The following is a 19,910-nucleotide window of genomic DNA, read 5'->3' as shown; positions in this document are numbered from 1 at the left end:
GCTGACAGCATCCGGGGCACGCCCGCCCCGGACAGCGGCGGCACAACACACGGGAAGGAAGGCACTATGCGTACGATCCTGACGGGCGGAACTATCGTCGACAGCGACGGCCACTGCGTCGCCGATGTCGCCGTCGAGGGCAATACGATCAGCGCGATCGGCGCCGACCTCGTGCGCGACGGCGACCGCGTCATCGACTGCACCGGACGCTTCGTGCTGCCCGGGTTCGTCGACGCACACGCGCACGTCGATGGACTGCTGACGGACGACGACGTGCAGCGCGCGGTGCTCAAACAAGGTGTCACGAGCATCATCGCCGGTCAGGACGGCGTCTCATATGCCCCGGGAGACGGCGGCTACGGCAGCGAATACTTCGCGGCGATCAACGGGTCCCACCCCAGCTATTCCGGTGGGGGTGTCGCCGAGTATCTGAGCGCTGTTGACGGGCGCTCGCGGCTCAACGCGGCATACGCGATCCCCGCCGGAACCGTGCGCTGGGAGGTTTGCGGGCGCTCGACCGCCGCGGCCTCAGACGACGAGAGATCGCGCATGGTCGAGCTCGTCGAGCAGGGGATGCGTGAGGGCGCCGTCGGCCTGTCGACAGGACTCGACTACGTGCCGGGAATCTTCGCCGACTCGGCCGAGATCGCCGCGATCACGGTGCCTGTAGCCCAAGCGGGCGGCGTCTACATCAGCCACATGCGCGGCGGCTACGAAGCGAACTCGGCCGAGGGGATCGACGAGATCGCCGCGATCGCCGCGGCATCCGGTGCCCGCGTTCACGTGTCGCACTTTCATGCCGAAGCGCACGTCGTGAAGGCACAGCTCGACGCCCTCGACGCGGCCGGTGTCGACGCCACGTTCGACGCCTACCCGTACACGCGAGGGTGCACACTTCTGGCGATGCCGCTGCTGCCGCCCGAACTTTCGGCGCAGCCGGTTGACGAGGTCGTGCGCGTTATCAGCGACGCGAGCGAACGCGACCGCCTTCGCCGCGACTGGTTCCCCGAGGTCGACCGCAAGGCCAGCTTGGGCCCCGACTGGCCGAGCATGATCACCCTCGCCCACATCGCCGCTGATGACTACGCTTGGGCGCTCGGTATGACGGTTCAGGATGCTGCCGCCCGAGCGGGCGTCGACGCCATCGAGTTCTCGCTTGACGTGCTTACGGCCTCCCGCCTGCAGGCCAATGCCGTGATGGCGGTGCGCTACGAGCGCCCGGTCTCAGAGCTCGCGCAGATCTTCGCGCACCCCGCGCACATGGGCGGTTCGGACGGCATCTTCATCGGTGCACATCCGCACCCGCGTGCCCGGGGAACGTTCGCCCGATACCTGCGCGAATATGTGCGCGAGACGCAGACCTGGTCGTGGCCCGAAGCTGTCTCCCACCTCTCCACGGCGCCGGTCGACAGGTTCTCGCTCGGTCGCCGCGGGCGCATCGCGTCGGGCTGGATTGCCGACCTGATCGTTGTGGATCCGGAGGCCGTGGCTGACACAGCATCCTATGACCGCCCCCTCGGCGAGGCCGTCGGCATCGACGACGTGCTCGTAGCCGGAGTTCCCGTCCTCGCCGGCGGCGAGCTGCAGGGCGCGACACCGGGCAGCGGGATTCGTCGCGAGAATGAGGGGTAGCACAATGCAGCATCCCGTCGCCGATACCGGAGCACTGGAGGACGTATGTCGCAGAGCGTGAAGCGGGCAGCCCGCATCATCGACTCGATCGCGGATGAGCCGAAGAGCGTCGTGCAGCTCGCCGACGAGTTCGAGCTGCACCGGTCAACCATGTTCCGCGAACTGCAGGCGCTGGAAGAGGTCGGCTACGCGCGGCGGCGCAAAGACGGCACATACACGCTCGGCTTCCACCTGGTGGCTCTCGCGCAGAGCTCGCTCGAGAGCATCGATCTGCGCGAGGTGGCTTCGGCACACCTGCGCCGCATGCACAAGGTCGTGGGCAATACGGTTCACCTGGCGGCGCTCATGGACAGCGCCATCATCTACGTCGACAAGGTCGAAGACGCCAGCGGTGTGCGCATGTACTCACGGGTCGGCGCCCCCGTCCGCACGCACTGCAGCGGGGTGGGCAAGGCGATTCTGGCGAACCTCGACGAACCACGCCGGGATGCTGTGCTCGCGACGACTGACTGGGCGAAGTACACCGAGAAGACGATCACCACGCGTGAGGCGCTCGACGTCGAGCTGGAGCGCATCGCCGAGCAGGGCTGGGCCGTTGACGATGGCGAGTTCGAGGACTTCGTCAACTGCGTCGCGGTGCCGATCATCAGCCGGGCGGGTGTCGTGGGCGCGCTGTCTCTCACGGCGATCCGCATGGCCGAAGATCTCGAGATGCTGAAGACGCGCCTGCCCCTTATGCAGCAGACGGCGGCGCAGATCGCTCGCGAGCTCGGGTGATCGCTGACGCCGTCGCAGCATAGTGTCATCGCGCGGACATGATCGGCGGGCACACCCCGCGAATGTGTCCGGAGCTGACGAAGACCCGCGTGCGGCAGGTTCGGCCGTCAGGGCGTGACGTTGAGGCGGAAACCGCCGCCGTCGACAAGCTCAACCGTCAGCTGGTCGAGGCTCGTCAGCACCAGGTCGGCGTCGAGCTGCTCAGCGGTGTGTGTTCCGGGGAGGCCGACGGTGAAGCATCCGGCTGCTCGCGCTGACGCGAGCCCGGCCGGAGCATCCTCGAAGGCGATGCAATCGCTCGGGTGAGTGCCCAGTCGAGCCGCGCCCGTCTCGAACGGTTCGGGGTCGGGTTTTCCCGCCACAACGTCGTCGAAGGTGACGAGGGAATCGGGGCGGGGAATTCCCGATGCCGCAATCCGCACCTCGGCAAGCTTCTGCGTGCATGACGTCACGATCGTCCACGAATGCTCGGGCAGCGCTGCGAGCAGGTCGGTGGCTCCAGGCAGCGCAACGACGCCATCTGTATCGTCGATCTCCAGCTGCGTCACGCGGGCAAGTGCCGCTTCAACCTGATCAGCGGGCAGGATGCTGGCGAGCAGCTCCCGTGCCGGCCGGCCGTGATGGTTGCCCGTGCCGAGGTCCGTCTGCACGCCTTGTTCTTCAGCGAGGCGTGACCACGACCGCACGACTGCTGGCGTGGAATCGATCAGCGTGCCGTCCATGTCGAAGAGGGCGCCGCGGAACGTGCGGGTGTCGAGGCCGGCTGCCTGATCGAGATCGAGTGTCACAGAGGTTCTCCGTTCGTCTTCTGCGATCGTATCGATTCGACCCGAAGAAACGCTGGGCCACGGGCAGCGTAAGATGCAGCAATGGGCGAGCAAGCATTCACCGGTGAGACCCGTTCGACCGATCGACCATCGGTCCCCGTGCGAGCCGAGATTGCCGAGATCGCCCGTGAGTGTGGGGCCGGTCTGCAGAGGAGAGTCCTTGTTGCCGAGGAGTTGAGCAGAGAACTCGACAGTGCCGTGTTGACCGCTCTGGCAGAGGGCTCTGGCGTCGATCGTGTTGCCGCAGACACTGATCTGAGCGTTGACCTTGTTGACTTCATCGGGCGAGGCGGGCGTTCGTGGGAGTGGTTTCTTAATCGTGGACTGTATGCCGCAGGAGAGCAGTCGCGACATCACACAGAGGAATCGGGATAGATGCGGAACCCGGATTTCTCGCGAAAGGGAAACGAGCGGTAGAACTCCTGGGCTTCGTCCGTGATCAGGTCGAGCCTTTCTGTGCCACTCGCGTGGAAAGCCGTGTCGATGAGCGCACGGGCAATCCCACGCCGTCGCACTCTGCGATCGCGTCGGCAGGTGTGACGGTTACTGATGGGCGTTGTCGTAGCGCTTCTGCGACTCCGCCACGTCGCCCATGTGCGCGATCGACCACTCCTGCAGGGCATTGAGCGGCTCGAGGAGGGTTCGCCCCGCTTCTGTCAGGGCGTATTCGACGCGAACGGGAACTTCGGGAAAGACGGTGCGACGCACGAGGCCGTCGCGCTCGAGCGCCCGCAGCGTCTGCGTCAGCATCTTCTGAGAGACGCCCTCGACCTGGCGGCGCAGCTCTGAGAACCGTGCATCGCCTTGCCCCAGGATGCCGACGATGAGCACAGTCCAGCGGTCGCCGATGCGGTCGAGCACACGACGCGTCGGGCAGTCGGCGTTGTACGGATTGCCGGGGAAACTCGATGTCACTGAGGTGGTTACCACAAAGTGCCTTCTTCCGTTCAGAGAGATGCTCTCTTATGGTAACTAGTGGCCGCCACCTGGCGCCACCATTTCGAACACAGAAGGGCACTCAATGTCTCGCATCACCGTCATCGGCGGCACCGGCTACGCCGGATCCGCCATCGTCGCCGAAGCCGTCTCCCGTGGCCACGAAGTCACGGCGCTGAGCCGTTCGCTTCCCGCCGAGCCCACACCGAACGTGAGATACGTGCAGGGCGACGCCACAGACGAAGCGACGCTGGCGTCAGCCATCGAAGAATCCGACGTGGTGGTGGGCGCGCTCGCTCCGCGCGGAGACCTCGCGAGCGCGTGGCGCGACTTCTATCGCTCCCTCGCCGAGCGCGCCGACACCGCGGGCGTGCGGCTGTACATCGTCGGGGGAGCCTCGTCGCTGCGCCCCGCACCCGGAGTGGAACGCTTCGTCTCAGACCTCAGCGGCATTCCCGAGGAACTGCACGAAGAGATTCGACTGGGCGCGGCCTTCGTCATGGAAGATCTCCCGGCCACGTCGCCCTCGCTGGACTGGGTGTTCGTGAGCCCTGCACTGCGGTTCGGCGCGCACATGCCGGCAGAAGAGCTTGGCCGATACCGGCTCGGTGACGACGTCGCCGTGGCTGCGGATGGCGGCGCGATCTCGGCGGCAGACTACGCGCTCGGCATGGTCGACCTCATCGAGAGCGGCGAGCACCACCGAGCCCACGTCAACCTGGGGCACTGAGCACCACGCCCCGCGGGTGTGCGGCGCACGCCTGCCCTCGCGGTCGCCTCACGCACGCTCCGCGCGAGTGAGCACCGGTGTGTGCCTCATGCCCGTGGGTCGGTGCGGGGGCGGCGCCTCACCAGCATCCTGCCGATCAGGCCGATCGCCAGAACGGCCACGCCACCGAGGAGGCTCTGCCACGGCACAGCGGCCGCGAGGGCGATGCACCCCACCATGCCGAGAGCCTGCAGCCACTTCGGGTAGCGCCTGTTGCTTCGCGTCTGCGTCCAGGCCGAGACATTGGCGATGAAGTAGTAGAGCAGCACGCCGAAGCTCGAGAAGCCGATCGCGCCGCGCACGTCGAAGGTGAGCACAAGCGCGATGGAGACCACAGCGAGCACGAGTTCGATGCGGTGCGGAACACGACGACGTTCATGCACGGCGGCGAGCCACCGCGGCAGATCCCCCTCGCGCGCCATGGCGAGACCGGTGCGGCCGATTCCCGCCATGAGCGCGAGCAAGGCGCCAAGGGATGCCGCCGCAGCACCCACTCGTACGACGGGCTGTGCCCACCCCGGCACAGCGTCTGCGAGAGGCGATGTCGTGGCCGCCAGCTGATCGGCGCCCAGCGTGGTGAGCACCGTGACAGCGACTGCAGCGTAGATGATTGTCGCCGCCGCCAGCGCGATCACGATCGCGCGAGGGATGGTGCGCGCCGGGTCACGCACTTCTTCGCCCATCGTCGCGATGCGCGCGTACCCGGCGAATGCGAAGAAGATAAGTGCGGCCGCCTGCAGCATCCCGTAGGGGCCTGACGCGAAGATACCGCCGAACGGGGCACGCTCGACGCCGGAGTTCGCGGCAATCAGCGCAACGCCGAGGCACGCGAGCACGATGATGACGATCACGCGCGTTGCCATCGCCGTGCGCGTCACGCCCAGCAGGTTGACGATCGCGACGGCAGCGACGGCGACAGCGGCGATCGGCTTCTCGCCGCCGACCGGTGCCGCATACGCCGCGAAGGTGAGTGCCATTGCCGCCGTCGACGCCGCCTTGCCGATGAGGAAGCACCACCCGGCGGCGAACCCCCACCAGGGCCCGAGCTGTGCTCGACCGTATGCGTATGTGCCTCCGGAGACCGGGTGCTGGGCGGCAAGCTGTGCAGACGACGTCGCATTGCAGAAGGCGATGACGGCGGCAACGAGCAGCCCGATGAGCAGTCCGGAACCGGCGGCGCGCGCTGCTGGTGCGAAGACGGCGAACACTCCAGCGCCGACCATCGAGCCGAGCCCGATGACGACGGCGTCTGCGGGGCCGAGCCGGCGTGCGAGCGTGGTCATACCACCCAGGGTACGACCGGCGGGTGTCGCTTCGGTATGAACGAGCCTGTGATCGGATGCCGCGTCTGAGCGCGGTCACGATGAGCCAGGCCGCGGCGCGCAGCTTTGCCATGCGCGGCCACCGCTGCGGGCAACGATGTGCACCGTCGGTATCGGCCCGGTGGCCTGTGCCGATGTGGCAGAGCCGAGAGCGTGTCAGCCGTGCTCCGTGTACCCATACAGGTCGGTCGAGGCTCCGTTCACCCAGAGCTCGGTGTGCTCGGGCGTCGGGGCACGGAGTGTGCGGTTGTAGGCTTCGTCGACGACGGAGGCGTCGATTCCGGATGCCGTCAGGCGCTCGACCGCGGCGTCGAGGTCGCCGCGGTGCTCGAACGACAGGCTGACGGGATCCGTCACCGGTGTCGTCGCCGATGCAATGTCGTGCAGTGCGATGCTGCCGCCACCGTCTGCGTCGAACACGGCCCAGCTGCCCGAGTTCGAGGTAATCTTCAGCGCGAGCCCGAGAGTCGTGAGAACTCGCGATGCGCCGTCGACGTCGGGCGTGAAGATCAGGGGCTGAAGCGAGACGTCGCCGTGCGGCGGACGTGCGGCACCGACAACGGCGTGCACTCGTGCGGTGTCATCGACGCTGATCTCCAGCGTGGCACCGATGTCCGCCATCTCGCCGCGCGTGACAGGGATGTCTGCCGAGCGCAGTCGCGACTCCAAAGCATCGAGTGCCGCAGAATCATCGACGAGCAGCCAGATCTCTGCGGTGCCCGCCAGCGGGTCGCTCGACTCGACGCCGTGCACGGCCAGCATCCCGTCGCCGTCGAACTCTGTCCACGCGTCGTTCCTCTCTGCGGGTGCCGTGAGGCCGATTCCCTGCGCGAGATCGTGCCAGGGGCGGGGGCGCTCCGTGAGCTGAATGACCTGAATGGCGGTCATGATGTGCCCTCCTTCGAGACGTACTCCGTCATGATGCGCTCCACCAGGGCAGACAGCGACGTGCCCTCGTCGATCGCGCGGTGCTTGATCTGCGTGACCAGCGCTGCGGGAAGGTACACATTGAACTGCACCTTCTTCGTGCTCGCATCTTCTACCATGCTAGCAACCTAGCTCAGGAGGTGCGCTATCGCAACTCAGGTGGCGCAATGTGCAGTTGAGGACCTCGTTTACTGCAACCTTTGACATCTGAATGCGCGCGCTCATCTGCGTGCCGCGGAAGTGAGTGGCGGGAAGTGGCGGCCTCCGCCCCGCTGCGAGGTCGCCACTTCCTGCAACTCACTGTGCGGTCGAGGCAGGCAATCCACGTTGTCGGCCGCAGCCGGTAGCGTCGGAGCATGCGGATTCTGCACACCTCAGACTGGCACATCGGGCGTTCATTCCACGGGCACCCGACGCTCGACGCGCTCGAAGGAGTGCTCGGCGAACTCACGCGCATCGTTCGCGAACAGAGCGTCGACGTGGTGATCGTGGCGGGCGACATCTTCGACTCGGCGACGCCCTCTGCCGATGCATACGGAGTGCTGACGCGGGTGCTCACTGAACTGCGCGACACGGGCGCCGTCATCGTGGCGACGAGCGGCAACCACGACTCCGCCGCGCGGCTCGGGTTTCAATCGGAGTTTGCCCGTCTCGCCGGCATCCATGTATTGACTCGCGACGAGACGCTCGACGTTCCGGTCACTGTCGACGACGATCATGGGCCGGTGCACATCTACGGCATCCCGTACCTCGAGCCGGCCTTGATCAGGCACCGGCACCCGGGTGAGATACTGCGCACGCAGGCGGATGCCGTGAGGTTCGCGATGCGCCGCATTCGCGCAGATCTTGCCGAGCGCGGAGGGCGTTCGGTCGTCGTGTCGCACTGCTTCGCGCAGGGTGTGGCCGATGCGGCCTCTGACGATCTGCGCGACATCACATCTGGCGGGATTGACCTCGTGCCGATGAGCGTCTTCGATGGCGTCGACTACGCCGCCCTGGGGCACATTCACGGGCGCGCACGGCTGAGCGACAGCGTCCGGTACTCCGGGGCGCCGCTGCACTACTCATTCAGTGAAGCCGGAAAGCCGCGCGGTGCCTGGCTCGTCGAGCTCGATGCGACGGGCCTCGCGTCTGTCGATTGGGTCGACCTGCCGATTCCGCGGCGACTCAGCATCCTGACCGGCACGCTCGACGACCTGCTGACCGACGACGCCTACACCGATGCCGAAGATGATTGGGTCAGCGCCGTGCTGACAGACACGGTGCGACCACTCGACGCGATGCGTAAGCTGCAACGCCGGTTTCCGCACTGCGCCACGATGGTGCACGAGCCCTCCGTGGTGGCCGACCACGGCACGCGCACGTACGCACAGCGGGTGCAGGGCAAGAGCGATATCGACGTGATCGACGAGTTTCTCGCCTACGTGCGCAACGGTGAGGGGGCCAGCGCTGCTGAGAGCGAGATCATCCGGGATGCTGTCGCTGAGGTGCGGTCGGCGGAGACCAGCGCATGAGAATCAACTCGCTGAGCATCACGGGGTTCGGTCCATATCGCACGACCCAGACCGTGAACTTCGATGCGTACACCGACGACGGGCTCTTTCTGATTTCGGGCAAGACGGGCGCCGGAAAGTCGAGCATTCTCGACGCGATCGCGTTTGCGCTGTATGACAGCGTCCCTCGGTTCGACGGGACGAAATCCCGTTTGCGCAGCGATCACTGCGCCCCGAGCGATGAGACGCGTGTGGAACTCGAGTTCACGATCGGTGACACCCGCTATCGCGTGACGCGGTCGCCCGAGTATGAGAGGCCGAAGAAAAGCGGAACCGGAACAACGACGCAGAAGCCGGCGGCGCAGCTGGATGTTCTGACGGGTGACCAGTGGCAGGGAATTGCGTCGCGCCCCGTCGATGTCGGCCACGAGCTCGCCGAGATCGTCGGCATGAAGAAGGAGCAGTTTCTGCAGGTGATCCTGCTCGCGCAGAACCGTTTCCAACAGTTTCTGCTGGCGGGCAGCCGCGATCGCGAAGCGGTGCTGCGCAGCCTCTTCGGCACCAAGCGATTCGCCGACTACGAGGGAATCGTCGACGAACGCCGTCGCGAACTCGAGGCAATGGTGGCGGCGACGCGAGTGCAGACCGATCAGCTGGTCAGCGAAGCCGCGCGCCTCGCCGAAGCAGAGCCGCCCGAGGAAGGCGTTGTCGACTGGCTCGAGCACCGGGTGATCGAGCTCGGAACACGCGTCGCGTCGGCGGTGTCTGACGCCGCCGCGGCAGACACCGTGCGCGATGACGCCGAAGCGAAGCACGCGGAGGCGACCGAGCAGCAGCGACGCCAGAAGCGACTTTTTGACGCGCGAACGCGCGCGGCAGAGCTGGATGAGGCGGAGCCCGAGATTGCCCACATGCGGGCCGAGCAGGCAGCTGCCGAACGGGCGGAGCAGGTGTGGCCGTACGTGACGGCACAGCGGTCGGCGCAGAGCGCTGCGGAAGCCGCCCGCACGAACGTCGCGACGGCGATCGACGCCCACACGGCCGCGGGAGGCGATGCAACGCTGACGGCAGATCAGCTGGATGCTGCTGCAGAGAAGCACTCGGGGCGCCTCGCGCTGCTCGACGAGGTGCGTGTTCAAGAATTACGTCTCGAGGCACTCGACGCCGCTGAAGCTGAGGCTGCCCAGAGGAAGTTCGTGGCCGAGTCGGCGCTGGCCGAACTCGAGTCTCGGCTGGCGGAGCTTCCCCAGGCGCTCACGGCCGTGAACGACGAACTCACGGCCGCCCGCGTGGACGCGTCGCGGGCTGACGCCGCAAACGCTGACGTCGACCGGCTGACCACCGCGCGTGCTGCCGCGGCGCTCGCTGCCGAGGTTGAGACTCAACGCGACGCCGCACGCCAGGTCGAGGCCGAACGTGTGCGCGAGAACACCGAGGCATCGGCGGCGCTGCAGCAACTTCTCGATGCGCGGCTTGCCGGTCACGCAGCGGAACTCGCGACGGAGCTGCGCGCGGGGGAGCCCTGCGCGGTGTGCGGTGCCACCGAGCATCCGTCACCGGCAACGCACTCGGGTGTGCCTGTGACCGAGGCCGATGTCGACGCGGCCAGGGAGGTTCTCGCCACACGAGAGAAGGCCAAAGCGGATGCTGCGCGCGCAGCATCCGCTCTCGATGCGAAGCTTGCCGAGCAGCGGGCCATCGCCGGTGACCGCACTCTCGAGCAGATCGACGCCGAGCTGGAGCCCGCGAGGCAGCGCGTCACGGCGGCAGCTGACGCTGCCTCGACTGTCACTGCGCTCGAGAAAAAACAGACATCGCTCATCGAGGAACGCGACGCAGGCGACGGTCAGCGCGAGAAGCTGCGCGCCGAGCGAGACGCGCAGGCTGCTGCCGAGAGTGAAGCGCGTACGGAGATCGCGCGCATCAGGGCCTCCGTCGACGCCCAGCGAGGAGAAGCCCCGTCGATCGCCGAGGTGGTCTCGAGCGTGACGGCATTGCGTGACTCCGCTGCGACGCTCGCATCGGCGCTGCGCACGCGAGACGACCGCGAGGCGGACGCGGCGGAAGCCAGTGAGAAGCTCGCGCAAAGCATGTCTGAGCGCGATTTTGCTGATGCGGCGGCCGTTGAAAATGCTCGGCGCTCCGGGCCCGACCTCGAACGCTTGCGCGAGCGCATTCGCACTCATGACGACGCCCGTGCGAGTGTGCGGTCGATCCTGGCCGAGCCCGAGCTGGCCGACGTGCCGACTGAGATTCCCGACACCGAGGCGACGCAGGCCACCGTCGCCGAGGCTCGCGCCGCCCGAGATGAGGCGGTGCGCATTCGTGAGGCGCTCAATGAACGGTTGGCGGCTCTCATGCGCACGGTGAAGATGGTGAAGGAGCGGCTGGCCGAGTCGGCGACGGCGACTGCCGAGTTCGAGCGGGTGCGCACCCTCGCGAAGACGCTCGCCGGTGACGGCCCGAACACGCGCAAGATGCGCCTCGAGGGCTTCGTGCTTGCCGCCGAACTTGAACGCATCGTCGAGGCGGCCAACGCTCGGCTGCGGACGATGACGGGTGGTCGCTACGCTCTCGAGCACGACGATTCGGTGCAGTACCGCAACGTAAAGTCCGGTCTTGGCCTCGCGATCTTCGACCAGCACACGGGTGTTGCGCGCGCGACGCACTCGCTGTCGGGTGGCGAGACTTTCCTCGCATCACTCGCGCTCGCTCTCGGTCTCGCCGAGGTGGTCACGGCGCGCTCCGGTGGCATCACTCTCGACACGCTGTTCATCGACGAGGGCTTCGGATCGCTCGACGCCGACACCCTTGAGGTCGCGATGTCGACGCTCGATTCGCTGCGCGCCGGTGGCCGCACTGTTGGTTTGATCAGCCACGTCGAGGGCATGAAAGAGCAGATTCCGGCCAAGCTGCGCATTACCGTGGCAGACGGCGGATGGAGCGAGATTCACCAAGAAACGTGACAATTCGTCAGGAAGATTTCCTGGCCAAGACGCACTTGTCGTGGCATCCTGTCGAGTAACGGCATTTTGAGAGCCAGCTTCGGGGGTGGAGCTCGTGAAATCCGCGACATGGGGTGAATTCCATATCACCCGTGTGCTTGTCGCGGCAGGTGCCCTCGCTCTTGTGTGGTTCTTCGCACAGCTGTTCTTCGGTGCTTCGCCGGCGTCTGCCGATGAGGGCGAAGACGAGTCGAGCACTAGCGTCAGCGACGTCGTCTCCGAGGTCACCGACGCAGTGACTGACGACGTGACCGACCCAGTGTCTGACGTCGTCGATGCCGCAACCGATGAGGTCGTCGATGTTGTTGATGGCGTCACGGATGCTGTCACACCGCCGGCCGAGCAGCCCGCACCGCCGGCAGACGATGCGCCTCCCGCTGAAGATTCTGCTCCGCCCGCCGACGAGTCGGAGGCTCCGTCCGAGTCGGATGAGGCGTCGAGCACACCGGTTGAGGACTCAGATTCCAGCTCGGGGCAGACACCCCCTGCTGATGATGCTCCGCCGGCAGAAGAGGATGAGCCTGTAGACGAGGCTCCCCCTGCTGACGATGTTGAAGCCGCAGACGATGCGGCCGGCGAGCAGAACGAAGAAACGACAGACGCGTCGGCAGAAGAATCAGCTGACGCACCGACAGACGCCGAGGAGGCTGAGGACGCGCCGACCGAGTCGGTCACGGGCGCCGTTGAATCTGTCGTATCTGACACCGTCATCAACGATGTCACGGCCCCAGTCGCGACGGCAGTCGATTCTGTTGTCGACCCGCTCGTTGCGAGCCTGCCGCTTGTCGGAGACGGCCTTAGCGATGTCGTCGGAACGGGCATCGTAACGTCGACGACCGGCGCGCTTTCCGAGGTTCTCGATCCACTTGTCTCAGATGTCGTGACGACGGCGACACAGACGACGGATGCTGTGACCGTCACCGTCGACCAGACGGTGTCGACAGCTGTCTACGGCGTCACGGACGCTACTTCACCGCTGTCGGAGGCGACTGCGGCTGTGGAATCGGCGACGCAGACGGGTGCTCAGGACTCTGGTGACGCAGCAGTTGCGACTGCCGAAGAAGCGACTGTGCAGAGCACGACGACCGATGCGTCACGTGTGTCGGTCAGTGCCTTCCACCCGGCGCCCTCAAACTCGAGTGCCGTTCACTCGTCCAGCGACGCGGAGCAGCCGACTCCGACCGCACCGGCTCCGTCCCGCGGAACGCTCACCAGCGGAAGCCTCGCGACCGCGAGCGGCTCCGCAGGCGCAACGGGCCCGGTTGCGGACCAGCTCTCCAGTGGCGCGGTCGTCGCGGGCGACAGCATCCTTTCGGGTCTCGTCGATGACGACGTCATCCCAGAATCTTTGACACTTACTCTCACTTGCTCTCCTGATTGACGGGCGCGCAGTCGCCATTGCGGCGATGCGCAACCCATCTGCGCGATGGGTCCGATTTCGATCAGGAGAGAGAAATGAAACGAACCTTGACAAGGTGTCTCTATGGCACCTTGCTCGCCGGAGGAATAATATTCTTCGGCGCGACTGCGGCGAATGCCGCAGAGTCTCCGCCCGATGACGATGACACGGCCTGTGGCTGCGTCACGAACATCGTCACGGACGTGACAGACACCGCGACGGATGCTGTCGATGACATCGTGTCGTCGGCAACTGGTGGCGGGTCTCAACCTCCGGCAGACGACGCGACGCCGCCTGCTGATGACACAACACCGCCTGCGGAGGAAACGCCGCCTGCGGATGACGCGACTCCGCCTGCGGAGGAATCGACTCCACCCGCGGAGGACACAGCGCCTCCAGCGGAGGATTCAACGCCGCCCGCGGACGACACAACACCGCCTGCGGAGGACACGGAGCCTCCTGCAGAGGACTCGATGCCGCCCGCGGATGAGACTCCGCCTGCTGAGGACACGACTCCTCCAGCGGAGGATTCAACGCCGCCGGCTGATGACGAGACGCCTCCTGCGGAGGACGACGCGCCGCCCGCCGAGGACGAAACACCTCCGGCAGACGACGAAACGTCGCCAGCTGACGACGCTGTTCCGCCCACAGGCGGTGTGGTTCCACCTCTTGACGAGGTGCTGGCACCGGTAGGTGACTTGCTCCCGCCGCTTGGTGGGATCCTGCCTCCGACTGGTGGGGAAGTCCCACCGGCTGGCGACGAGTGGCCGCCAACGGATGGGTCGGCTCCACCGACAGAGGGCACTGATCCACCCGCTGATGACGGTGAGGTTCCGCCCACCGATGATTCGGACACTCCTCCAGGGAGTGGATCGAATGACGGATCGACGGCTGGTGTCGTTGTGAATTTGCCTCTTACCGATGACGGATTTTCGGTGTCGATCGGAGGGGACACATCACAGTCTGGGACGAATGTCGACGTGAACATCGGTACGGGCATCGTGGGGGAAATTTTCCCTGGCGATGACAGTACTGCCGGTGACACAGCGGTGTCAGGCGGAATCAGCCTCCCGGTCTCGCTGGGCGATCTTGGTGTTTCCATCGGAGCTGATGCGACATCCGGTGCGGTTTCCGGATCGGTGTCCGTTGGTTGGGAAGACACGGAGGTGCCTTCTGGCGACGCTACTGGAATCATTCCAGGTCTCGTGGACGGCATCCTGGGTGACGTTCCGATGCTTCCGGGTGATGCTGGTGATGTCCCGTCAGGCGACGTTGCTGGGGTGATCCCCGGTGTCGTTGGCGGAGTCGTCGGCGGCGTTGTGCCGGGCGATGTCGTTGACGGGCTCGTGGGAGACATTGTTCCGGGATACGTTCCGACGTTCCCGGGCGACGACATTTACCCGCCAGTGGTGGATGTCGGCGGTCTGCTCCCGGATGCTGTTGATGGCGTTCTCGGTGGGATTCTGCCGGACCTTCCGGGTGATCTGATCGATGTACCTTCGGGCGTTATCGGCGACCTCGTCCCGGGAGTTGTCGACGGCATCTTCGACGGTGGCCTTCCGGGTTTGCCTGGTCTGCCGGGTGGAATCTTTGATGGTTCGCTTGGTGACCTGATTCCTGGTGTTATCGACGGCAATCTTCCGGGGTTGCCGGGCCTGCCTGGTGATGTGATCGATCTGCCTTCGGGCATTGTTGATGGCATCTTCGATGGCAACCTCCCGGGGCTGCCTGGTCTGCCTGGTGGGATCTTTGATGGTTCGCTTGGTGACCTGCTTCCTGGAGTTGTTGACGGCATCTTCGATGGCAACCTTCCGGGGCTGCCGGGCGACGTCATTGATGGTTCGCTTGGTGACCTGATTCCTGGTGTTATCGATGGTGGTCTTCCGGGGCTTCCGGGTGATGTGATCGATCTGCCTTCGGGCGTTATCGGTGACGTTGTTCCAGGTGTCGTTGATGGAGTTTTCGACGGTGGCCTTCCGGCTCTGCCCGGAGACATTGTTGACGGCATCTTCGACGGCAACCTTCCGGGTCTTCCGGGTCTGCCTGGTGGAATCTTTGATGGTTCACTCGGTGACCTGATTCCTGGTGTTATCGACGGTGGCCTTCCGGGACTGCCTGGTGACATTGTTGATGGCATCTTCGATGGCAACCTTCCGGGGCTGCCGGGTCTGCCGGGTGACGTCATTGATGGTTCGATTGGTGACCTGTTCCCGGGTGTTATCGATGGCGGCCTTTCTGGGCTGCCGGGTGATGTGATCGACTTGCCTTCGGGCATCGTTGATGGCGTCGTCCCGGGTGTCGTTGATGGCATCTTCGATGGCGGTCTACCGGCTTTGCCTGGAGACATTGTTGATGGCATCTTCGACGGTGGCCTTCCGGGGCTGCCTGGTGGAATCTTTGATGGTTCGCTTGGTGACCTGCTTCCTGGAGTTGTTGACGGCATCTTCGATGGCAACCTTCCGGGTCTGCCTGGTCTGCCGGGTGACGTCATTGATGGTTCGCTTGGGGATCTGCTTCCTGGTGTTGTCGACGGTGGCCTTCCGGGGCTTCCGGGCGATGTGATCGATCTGCCTTCGGGTGTTATCGGTGACGTTGTTCCAGGTGTCGTTGATGGAGTTTTCGACGGTGGCCTTCCGGCTTTGCCTGGAGACATTGTTGATGGCATCTTCGATGGCAACCTTCCGGGGCTGCCGGGTCTGCCGGGTGACGTCATTGATGGTTCGATTGGTGACCTGTTCCCGGGTGTTATCGATGGCGGCCTTTCTGGCCTGCCGGGTGATGTGATCGACTTGCCTTCGGGCATCGTTGATGGCGTCGTCCCGGGTGTCGTTGATGGAATTCTCGATGGTGGTCTGCCTGGTGGAATCTTTGATGGTTCGCTTGGTGACCTGATTCCTGGTGTTATCGATGGCAACCTTCAGGGGCTTCCTGGTCTGCCTGGTGGAATCTTTGATGGTTCACTCGGTGACCTGATTCCTGGTGTTATCGACGGTGGCCTTCCGGGGGATGTGATCGACCTGCCTTCGGGCATCGTTGATGGCATTCTCGATGGCGGTCTTCCGGGGTTGCCGGGTCTGCCTGGTGACATTGTTGATGGCATCTTCGACGGCAACCTTTCGGGTTTGCCTGGTCTGCCGGGTGACGTCATTGATGGTTCACTTGGGGATCTGTTTCCTGGTGTTGTCGACGGTGGCCTTCCGGGGCTTCCGGGTGATGTCATCGACTTGCCTTCGGGCGTTATCGGTGACGTTGTTCCGGGTGTCGTTGATGGCATCTTCGATGGCAACCTTCCGGTTCTGCCGGGTCTGCCGGGTGACGTCATTGATGGTTCGCTTGGGGATCTGCTTCCTGGTGTTATCGACGGTGGCCTTCCGGGGCTTCCGGGCGATGTGATCGATCTGCCTTCGGGCGTTATCGGTGACGTTGTTCCGGGTGTCGTTGATGGCATCTTCGATGGCGGTCTTCCGGGATTGCCTGGTCTGCCTGGTGGAATCTTTGATGGTTCACTTGGGGATCTGATTCCGGGTGTTATCGACGGCGGTCTTCCGGGACTGCCTGGTGACATTGTTGATGGCATCTTCGATGGCAACCTTCCGGGTCTTCCGGGCCTGCCTGGTGATGTGATCGACCTGCCTTCGGGCATCGTTGATGGCATTCTCGATGGCATTCTCGATGGCGGTTTTCCGGGGTTGCCGGATCTGCCTGGTGACGTGACTGACCTGCCTTCGGGCATTGTTGATGGCGTCGTCCCGGGTGTCGTTGATGACATCTTCGACGGCAACCTTCCGGGTCTGCCGGGTGACGTCATTGATGGTTCACTTGGGGATCTGATTCCGGGTGTTGTCGATGGTGTCCTTGGTGGCGATCTTCCGGCTCTGCCGGGGGACGTCGTTGATGGCATCTTCGATGGCAACCTTCCGGGTCTGCCTGGTCTGCCGGGTGACGTCATTGATGGTTCGCTTGGGGATCTGCTTCCTGGTGTTATCGACGGTGGCCTTCCGGGGCTTCCGGGCGATGTGATCGATCTGCCTTCGGGTGTTATCGGTGACGTTGTTCCGGGTGTCGTTGATGGAGTTTTCGATGGTGGCCTTCCGGCTTTGCCTGGAGACATTGTTGACGGCATCTTCGACGGCAACCTTCCGGGTCTTCCGGGTCTGCCTGGTGGGATCTTTGATGGTTCGCTTGGTGACCTGGTTCCTGGTGTTGTCGACGGTGGCCTTCCGGGGCTTCCGGGCGATGTGATCGATCTGCCTTCGGGCGTTATCGGTGACGTTGTTCCGGGTGTCGTTGATGGAGTTTTCGATGGTGGCCTTCCGGCTTTGCCTGGAGACATTGTTGATGGCATCTTCGATGGCAACCTTCCGGGTCTTCCGGGTCTGCCTGGTGGGATCTTTGATGGTTCGATTGGTGACCTGTTCCCGGGTGTTATCGATGGCGGCCTTTCTGGCCTGCCGGGTGATGTGATCGACTTGCCTTCGGGCATCGTTGATGGCGTTGTTCCTGGTGTCGTTGATGGCATCTTCGATGGCGGTCTTCCGGGGCTTCCGGGCCTGCCTGGTGATGTGATCGACCTGCCTTCGGGTGTTGTTGATGGTGTCCTTGGTGGCGATCTTCCGGCTCTGCCGGGGGACGTTGTTGATGGCATCTTCGACGGCAACCTTCCGGGTCTGCCGGGTGACGTCATTGATGGTTCGCTTGGGGAGCTGATTCCTGGTGTTATCGATGGCGGCCTTCCGGGGGATGTGATCGATCTGCCTTCGGGTGTTATCGGTGACGTTGTTCCTGGTGTCGTTGATGGCATCTTCGATGGCGGTCTTCCGGGTCTTCCGGGTCTGCCTGGTGGGACCTTTGATGGTTCGCTTGGTGACCTGATTCCTGGTGTTGTCGATGGTGGCCTTCCGGGGGATGTGATCGACCTGCCTTCGGGTGTTGTTGATGGTGTCCTTGGTGGCGATCTTCCGGCTCTGCCGGGGGACGTTGTTGATGGCATCTTCGACGGCAACCTTCCGGGTCTGCCGGGTGACGTCATTGATGGTTCGCTTGGGGAGCTGATTCCTGGTGTTATCGATGGCGGCCTTCCGGGGGATGTGATCGATCTGCCTTCGGGTGTTATCGGTGACGTTGTTCCTGGTGTCGTTGATGGCATCTTCGATGGCGGTCTTCCGGGTCTTCCGGGTCTGCCTGGTGGGATCTTTGATGGTTCGCTTGGTGACCTGATTCCTGGTGTTGTCGATGGTGGCCTTCCGGGGGATGTGATCGATCTGCCTTCGGGCGTTGTCGATGGTGTCCTTGGTGGCGATCTTCCGGCTCTGCCGGGGGACGTTGTTGATGGCATTCTCGATGGTGGTCTTCCGGGTTTGCCTGGTCTGCCGGGTGACGTGATCGACTTGCCTTCGGGCGTTATCGGTGACGTTGTTCCTGGTGTCGTCGATGGTGACCTTCCGGCTTTGCCTGGAGACATTGTTGATGGCATCTTCGATGGCGGTCTTCCGGGGTTGCCGGAGGACGTAACCGATGTGCCCTCGGGTGTTATCGGCGACGTTCTTCCAGGAGGAAGTGAAGGTTCACTTGATGACCTCGGCCCTGTTGTTTCGATTCCGGTGACGGTGGGGGATTCGCCGATCTCAGTGATTGGTGATTCGACGTCGTCCGGTTCTGATGACGGTGATGCTGGTGACGGTGCTGCTGACGAAGGTGACGCTGGTGACAGTGACTCTGGAGACAGCGACACGGGAAACAGCGATGCTGGAGACAGTGATACCGGTGAGAACGGAACTGATGACAGTTCGACGACCGGGCCGATTGCCGGCCCTGTTGTTTCGATTCCGGTGACGGTGGAGGACTCGCCGATCTCAGTGATTGGTGATTCGACGTCGTCCGGTTCTGATGACGGTGTTGACGGTGACGCTGGTGACGGTGCTGCTGACGACGGTGACGCTGACAACGGTGACACCGGTGACAGTGACGCTGGTGACAGCGATGCCGGTGACGATACCGCTGACGACGGTGACTCTGGAGACAGCGACACGGGAAACAGCGATGCTGGAGACAGCGACATCGGTGAGAACGGTGCTGGTGACGGAGGCGCTGGAAACGGTGAATCTGACGACAACGGTGCCGACTCGGGCGATGCCGACAGTGGCGACGCCGGCGACGGCATCCTTGGAGACACGATTATCGCCCCGGTCATCGACATTCCGGTGACGGTGGGGGACTCGCCGATCTCCATTATTGGAGACAGCACCACGGACGACTCCTCGTCCAACGACGGATCTGGGTCTGATGGTTCAGATTCTGACGGGACTGGGTCTGATGGTTCAGATTCTGACGGGACTGGGTCTGATGACTCAGATTCCGACGGGTCAGGCTCTGATGGCTCAGATTCTGACAACTCGGGCTCGGGCAATTCCGGTGACGATGATTCGAACACCGGGGACTCGGGCGATCACGAGAACAGTTCCGACGGCTCCGAAGCTGGAGTCACAGGAGGTGAGCAGGCCGGTTCACAGAACGCGGGCGACGATGCTTCCTCCGACAGCTCGGAAGCCTGGAAGAACGGCGCCGTAGGGGATGAGCTCCCTGCGACTGGTCCCGATGGTGGGGCCGCGATTCTCGGAATTGCAGCTTTGATGCTGCTGCTCGGAGTGGGGGTGAAGTTGGTGGGTCGCAAGCGGTCGCTCAAGCGCCGCTAGGACCCCTGGCCGACGGGCGGTTGCCAATTCTGGCGACCGCCCGTTTGCCTGTCTGGAAAGCAGGTTAGTGCTGCGCCGCTACTCGGGCGCAGTTGTCTTTGTCGCGCGTAAGACGGCAACTCCATGGGCGC

Annotated in this window: 13 protein-coding genes; 8 read left to right on the top strand and 5 right to left on the bottom strand. The window is 64.3% G+C overall.

Translation table 11 applies throughout. The features are described from left to right. Positions 1–66 precede the first annotated feature (66 nt). Together OK352_RS13305 and OK352_RS13300 are read left to right on the top strand one after the other, a co-directional pair. Positions 67–1,632, top strand: coding sequence for an N-acyl-D-amino-acid deacylase family protein (locus tag OK352_RS13305; protein ID WP_265141974.1), 1,566 nt, complete (start codon positions 67–69; stop codon positions 1,630–1,632). A gap of 45 nt (positions 1,633–1,677) precedes the next feature. Continuing rightward, positions 1,678–2,409 carry an IclR family transcriptional regulator gene (locus OK352_RS13300; RefSeq protein WP_265141973.1) on the top strand — a complete coding sequence of 244 codons (732 nt, stop codon included), beginning with the start codon at positions 1,678–1,680 and terminating at the stop codon, positions 2,407–2,409. Between the two features lie 107 nt (positions 2,410–2,516). Here the strand turns inward: OK352_RS13300 and OK352_RS13295 are convergent, their stop codons facing one another. Next, the gene (locus OK352_RS13295; RefSeq protein WP_265141972.1) at positions 2,517–3,197 is read right to left on the bottom strand and encodes an HAD-IA family hydrolase; all 681 of its coding nucleotides are present in this window, start codon (positions 3,195–3,197) and stop codon (positions 2,517–2,519) included. Between the two features lie 81 nt (positions 3,198–3,278). On the opposite strand from OK352_RS13295, the gene OK352_RS13290 reads away from it, so the two are divergent. After that, positions 3,279–3,611, top strand: coding sequence for a hypothetical protein (locus OK352_RS13290; RefSeq protein WP_265141971.1), 333 nt, complete (start codon positions 3,279–3,281; stop codon positions 3,609–3,611). A gap of 168 nt (positions 3,612–3,779) precedes the next feature. Here the strand turns inward: OK352_RS13290 and OK352_RS13285 are convergent, their stop codons facing one another. After that, positions 3,780–4,166 carry a winged helix-turn-helix transcriptional regulator gene (locus tag OK352_RS13285; protein ID WP_265141970.1) on the bottom strand — a complete coding sequence of 129 codons (387 nt, stop codon included), beginning with the start codon at positions 4,164–4,166 and terminating at the stop codon, positions 3,780–3,782. A 91-nt stretch (positions 4,167–4,257) separates the two neighbouring features. On the opposite strand from OK352_RS13285, the gene OK352_RS13280 reads away from it, so the two are divergent. Then, positions 4,258–4,902, top strand: coding sequence for an NAD(P)-dependent oxidoreductase (locus OK352_RS13280; protein WP_265141969.1), 645 nt, complete (start codon positions 4,258–4,260; stop codon positions 4,900–4,902). A gap of 86 nt (positions 4,903–4,988) precedes the next feature. On the opposite strand, the gene OK352_RS13275 is transcribed toward OK352_RS13280, so the two are convergent. The 3 genes from OK352_RS13275 to OK352_RS13265 all read right to left on the bottom strand — a co-directional run bounded on the left by OK352_RS13275 (position 4,989) and on the right by OK352_RS13265 (position 7,309). After that, positions 4,989–6,224 (bottom strand): APC family permease, encoded by a 1,236-nt coding sequence (locus tag OK352_RS13275; RefSeq protein WP_265141968.1) that lies wholly within the window; start codon positions 6,222–6,224, stop codon positions 4,989–4,991. A 195-nt stretch (positions 6,225–6,419) separates the two neighbouring features. Next, complete coding sequence (locus OK352_RS13270) at positions 6,420–7,151, bottom strand: VOC family protein (RefSeq protein WP_265141967.1); 732 nt, start codon at positions 7,149–7,151, stop codon at positions 6,420–6,422. Beyond that, entirely contained in the window at positions 7,148–7,309 is a 162-nt protein-coding gene (locus OK352_RS13265) for a ribbon-helix-helix domain-containing protein (RefSeq protein ID WP_265141966.1), read from the bottom strand. The genes OK352_RS13270 and OK352_RS13265 overlap by 4 nt, the downstream gene beginning before the upstream one ends. 237 nt (positions 7,310–7,546) lie before the next feature. On the opposite strand from OK352_RS13265, the gene OK352_RS13260 reads away from it, so the two are divergent. The 4 genes from OK352_RS13260 to OK352_RS13245 all read left to right on the top strand — a co-directional run bounded on the left by OK352_RS13260 (position 7,547) and on the right by OK352_RS13245 (position 19,779). Then, positions 7,547–8,704, top strand: coding sequence for an exonuclease SbcCD subunit D (locus OK352_RS13260; protein WP_265141965.1), 1,158 nt, complete (start codon positions 7,547–7,549; stop codon positions 8,702–8,704). Then, entirely contained in the window at positions 8,701–11,649 is a 2,949-nt protein-coding gene (locus OK352_RS13255) for an AAA family ATPase (RefSeq protein ID WP_265141964.1), read from the top strand. The genes OK352_RS13260 and OK352_RS13255 overlap by 4 nt, the downstream gene beginning before the upstream one ends. 94 nt (positions 11,650–11,743) lie before the next feature. Next, the gene (locus OK352_RS13250) at positions 11,744–13,069 is read left to right on the top strand and encodes a hypothetical protein (protein WP_265141963.1); all 1,326 of its coding nucleotides are present in this window, start codon (positions 11,744–11,746) and stop codon (positions 13,067–13,069) included. A 74-nt stretch (positions 13,070–13,143) separates the two neighbouring features. Next, entirely contained in the window at positions 13,144–19,779 is a 6,636-nt protein-coding gene (locus OK352_RS13245; protein WP_265141962.1) for a hypothetical protein, read from the top strand. Positions 19,780–19,910 lie beyond the last annotated feature (131 nt).

Source organism: Microbacterium sp. MPKO10 (assembly GCF_026107415.2).
GTDB lineage: Bacteria > Actinomycetota > Actinomycetes > Actinomycetales > Microbacteriaceae > Paramicrobacterium.
This window is presented reverse-complemented; position numbering and strand designations above follow the sequence as displayed.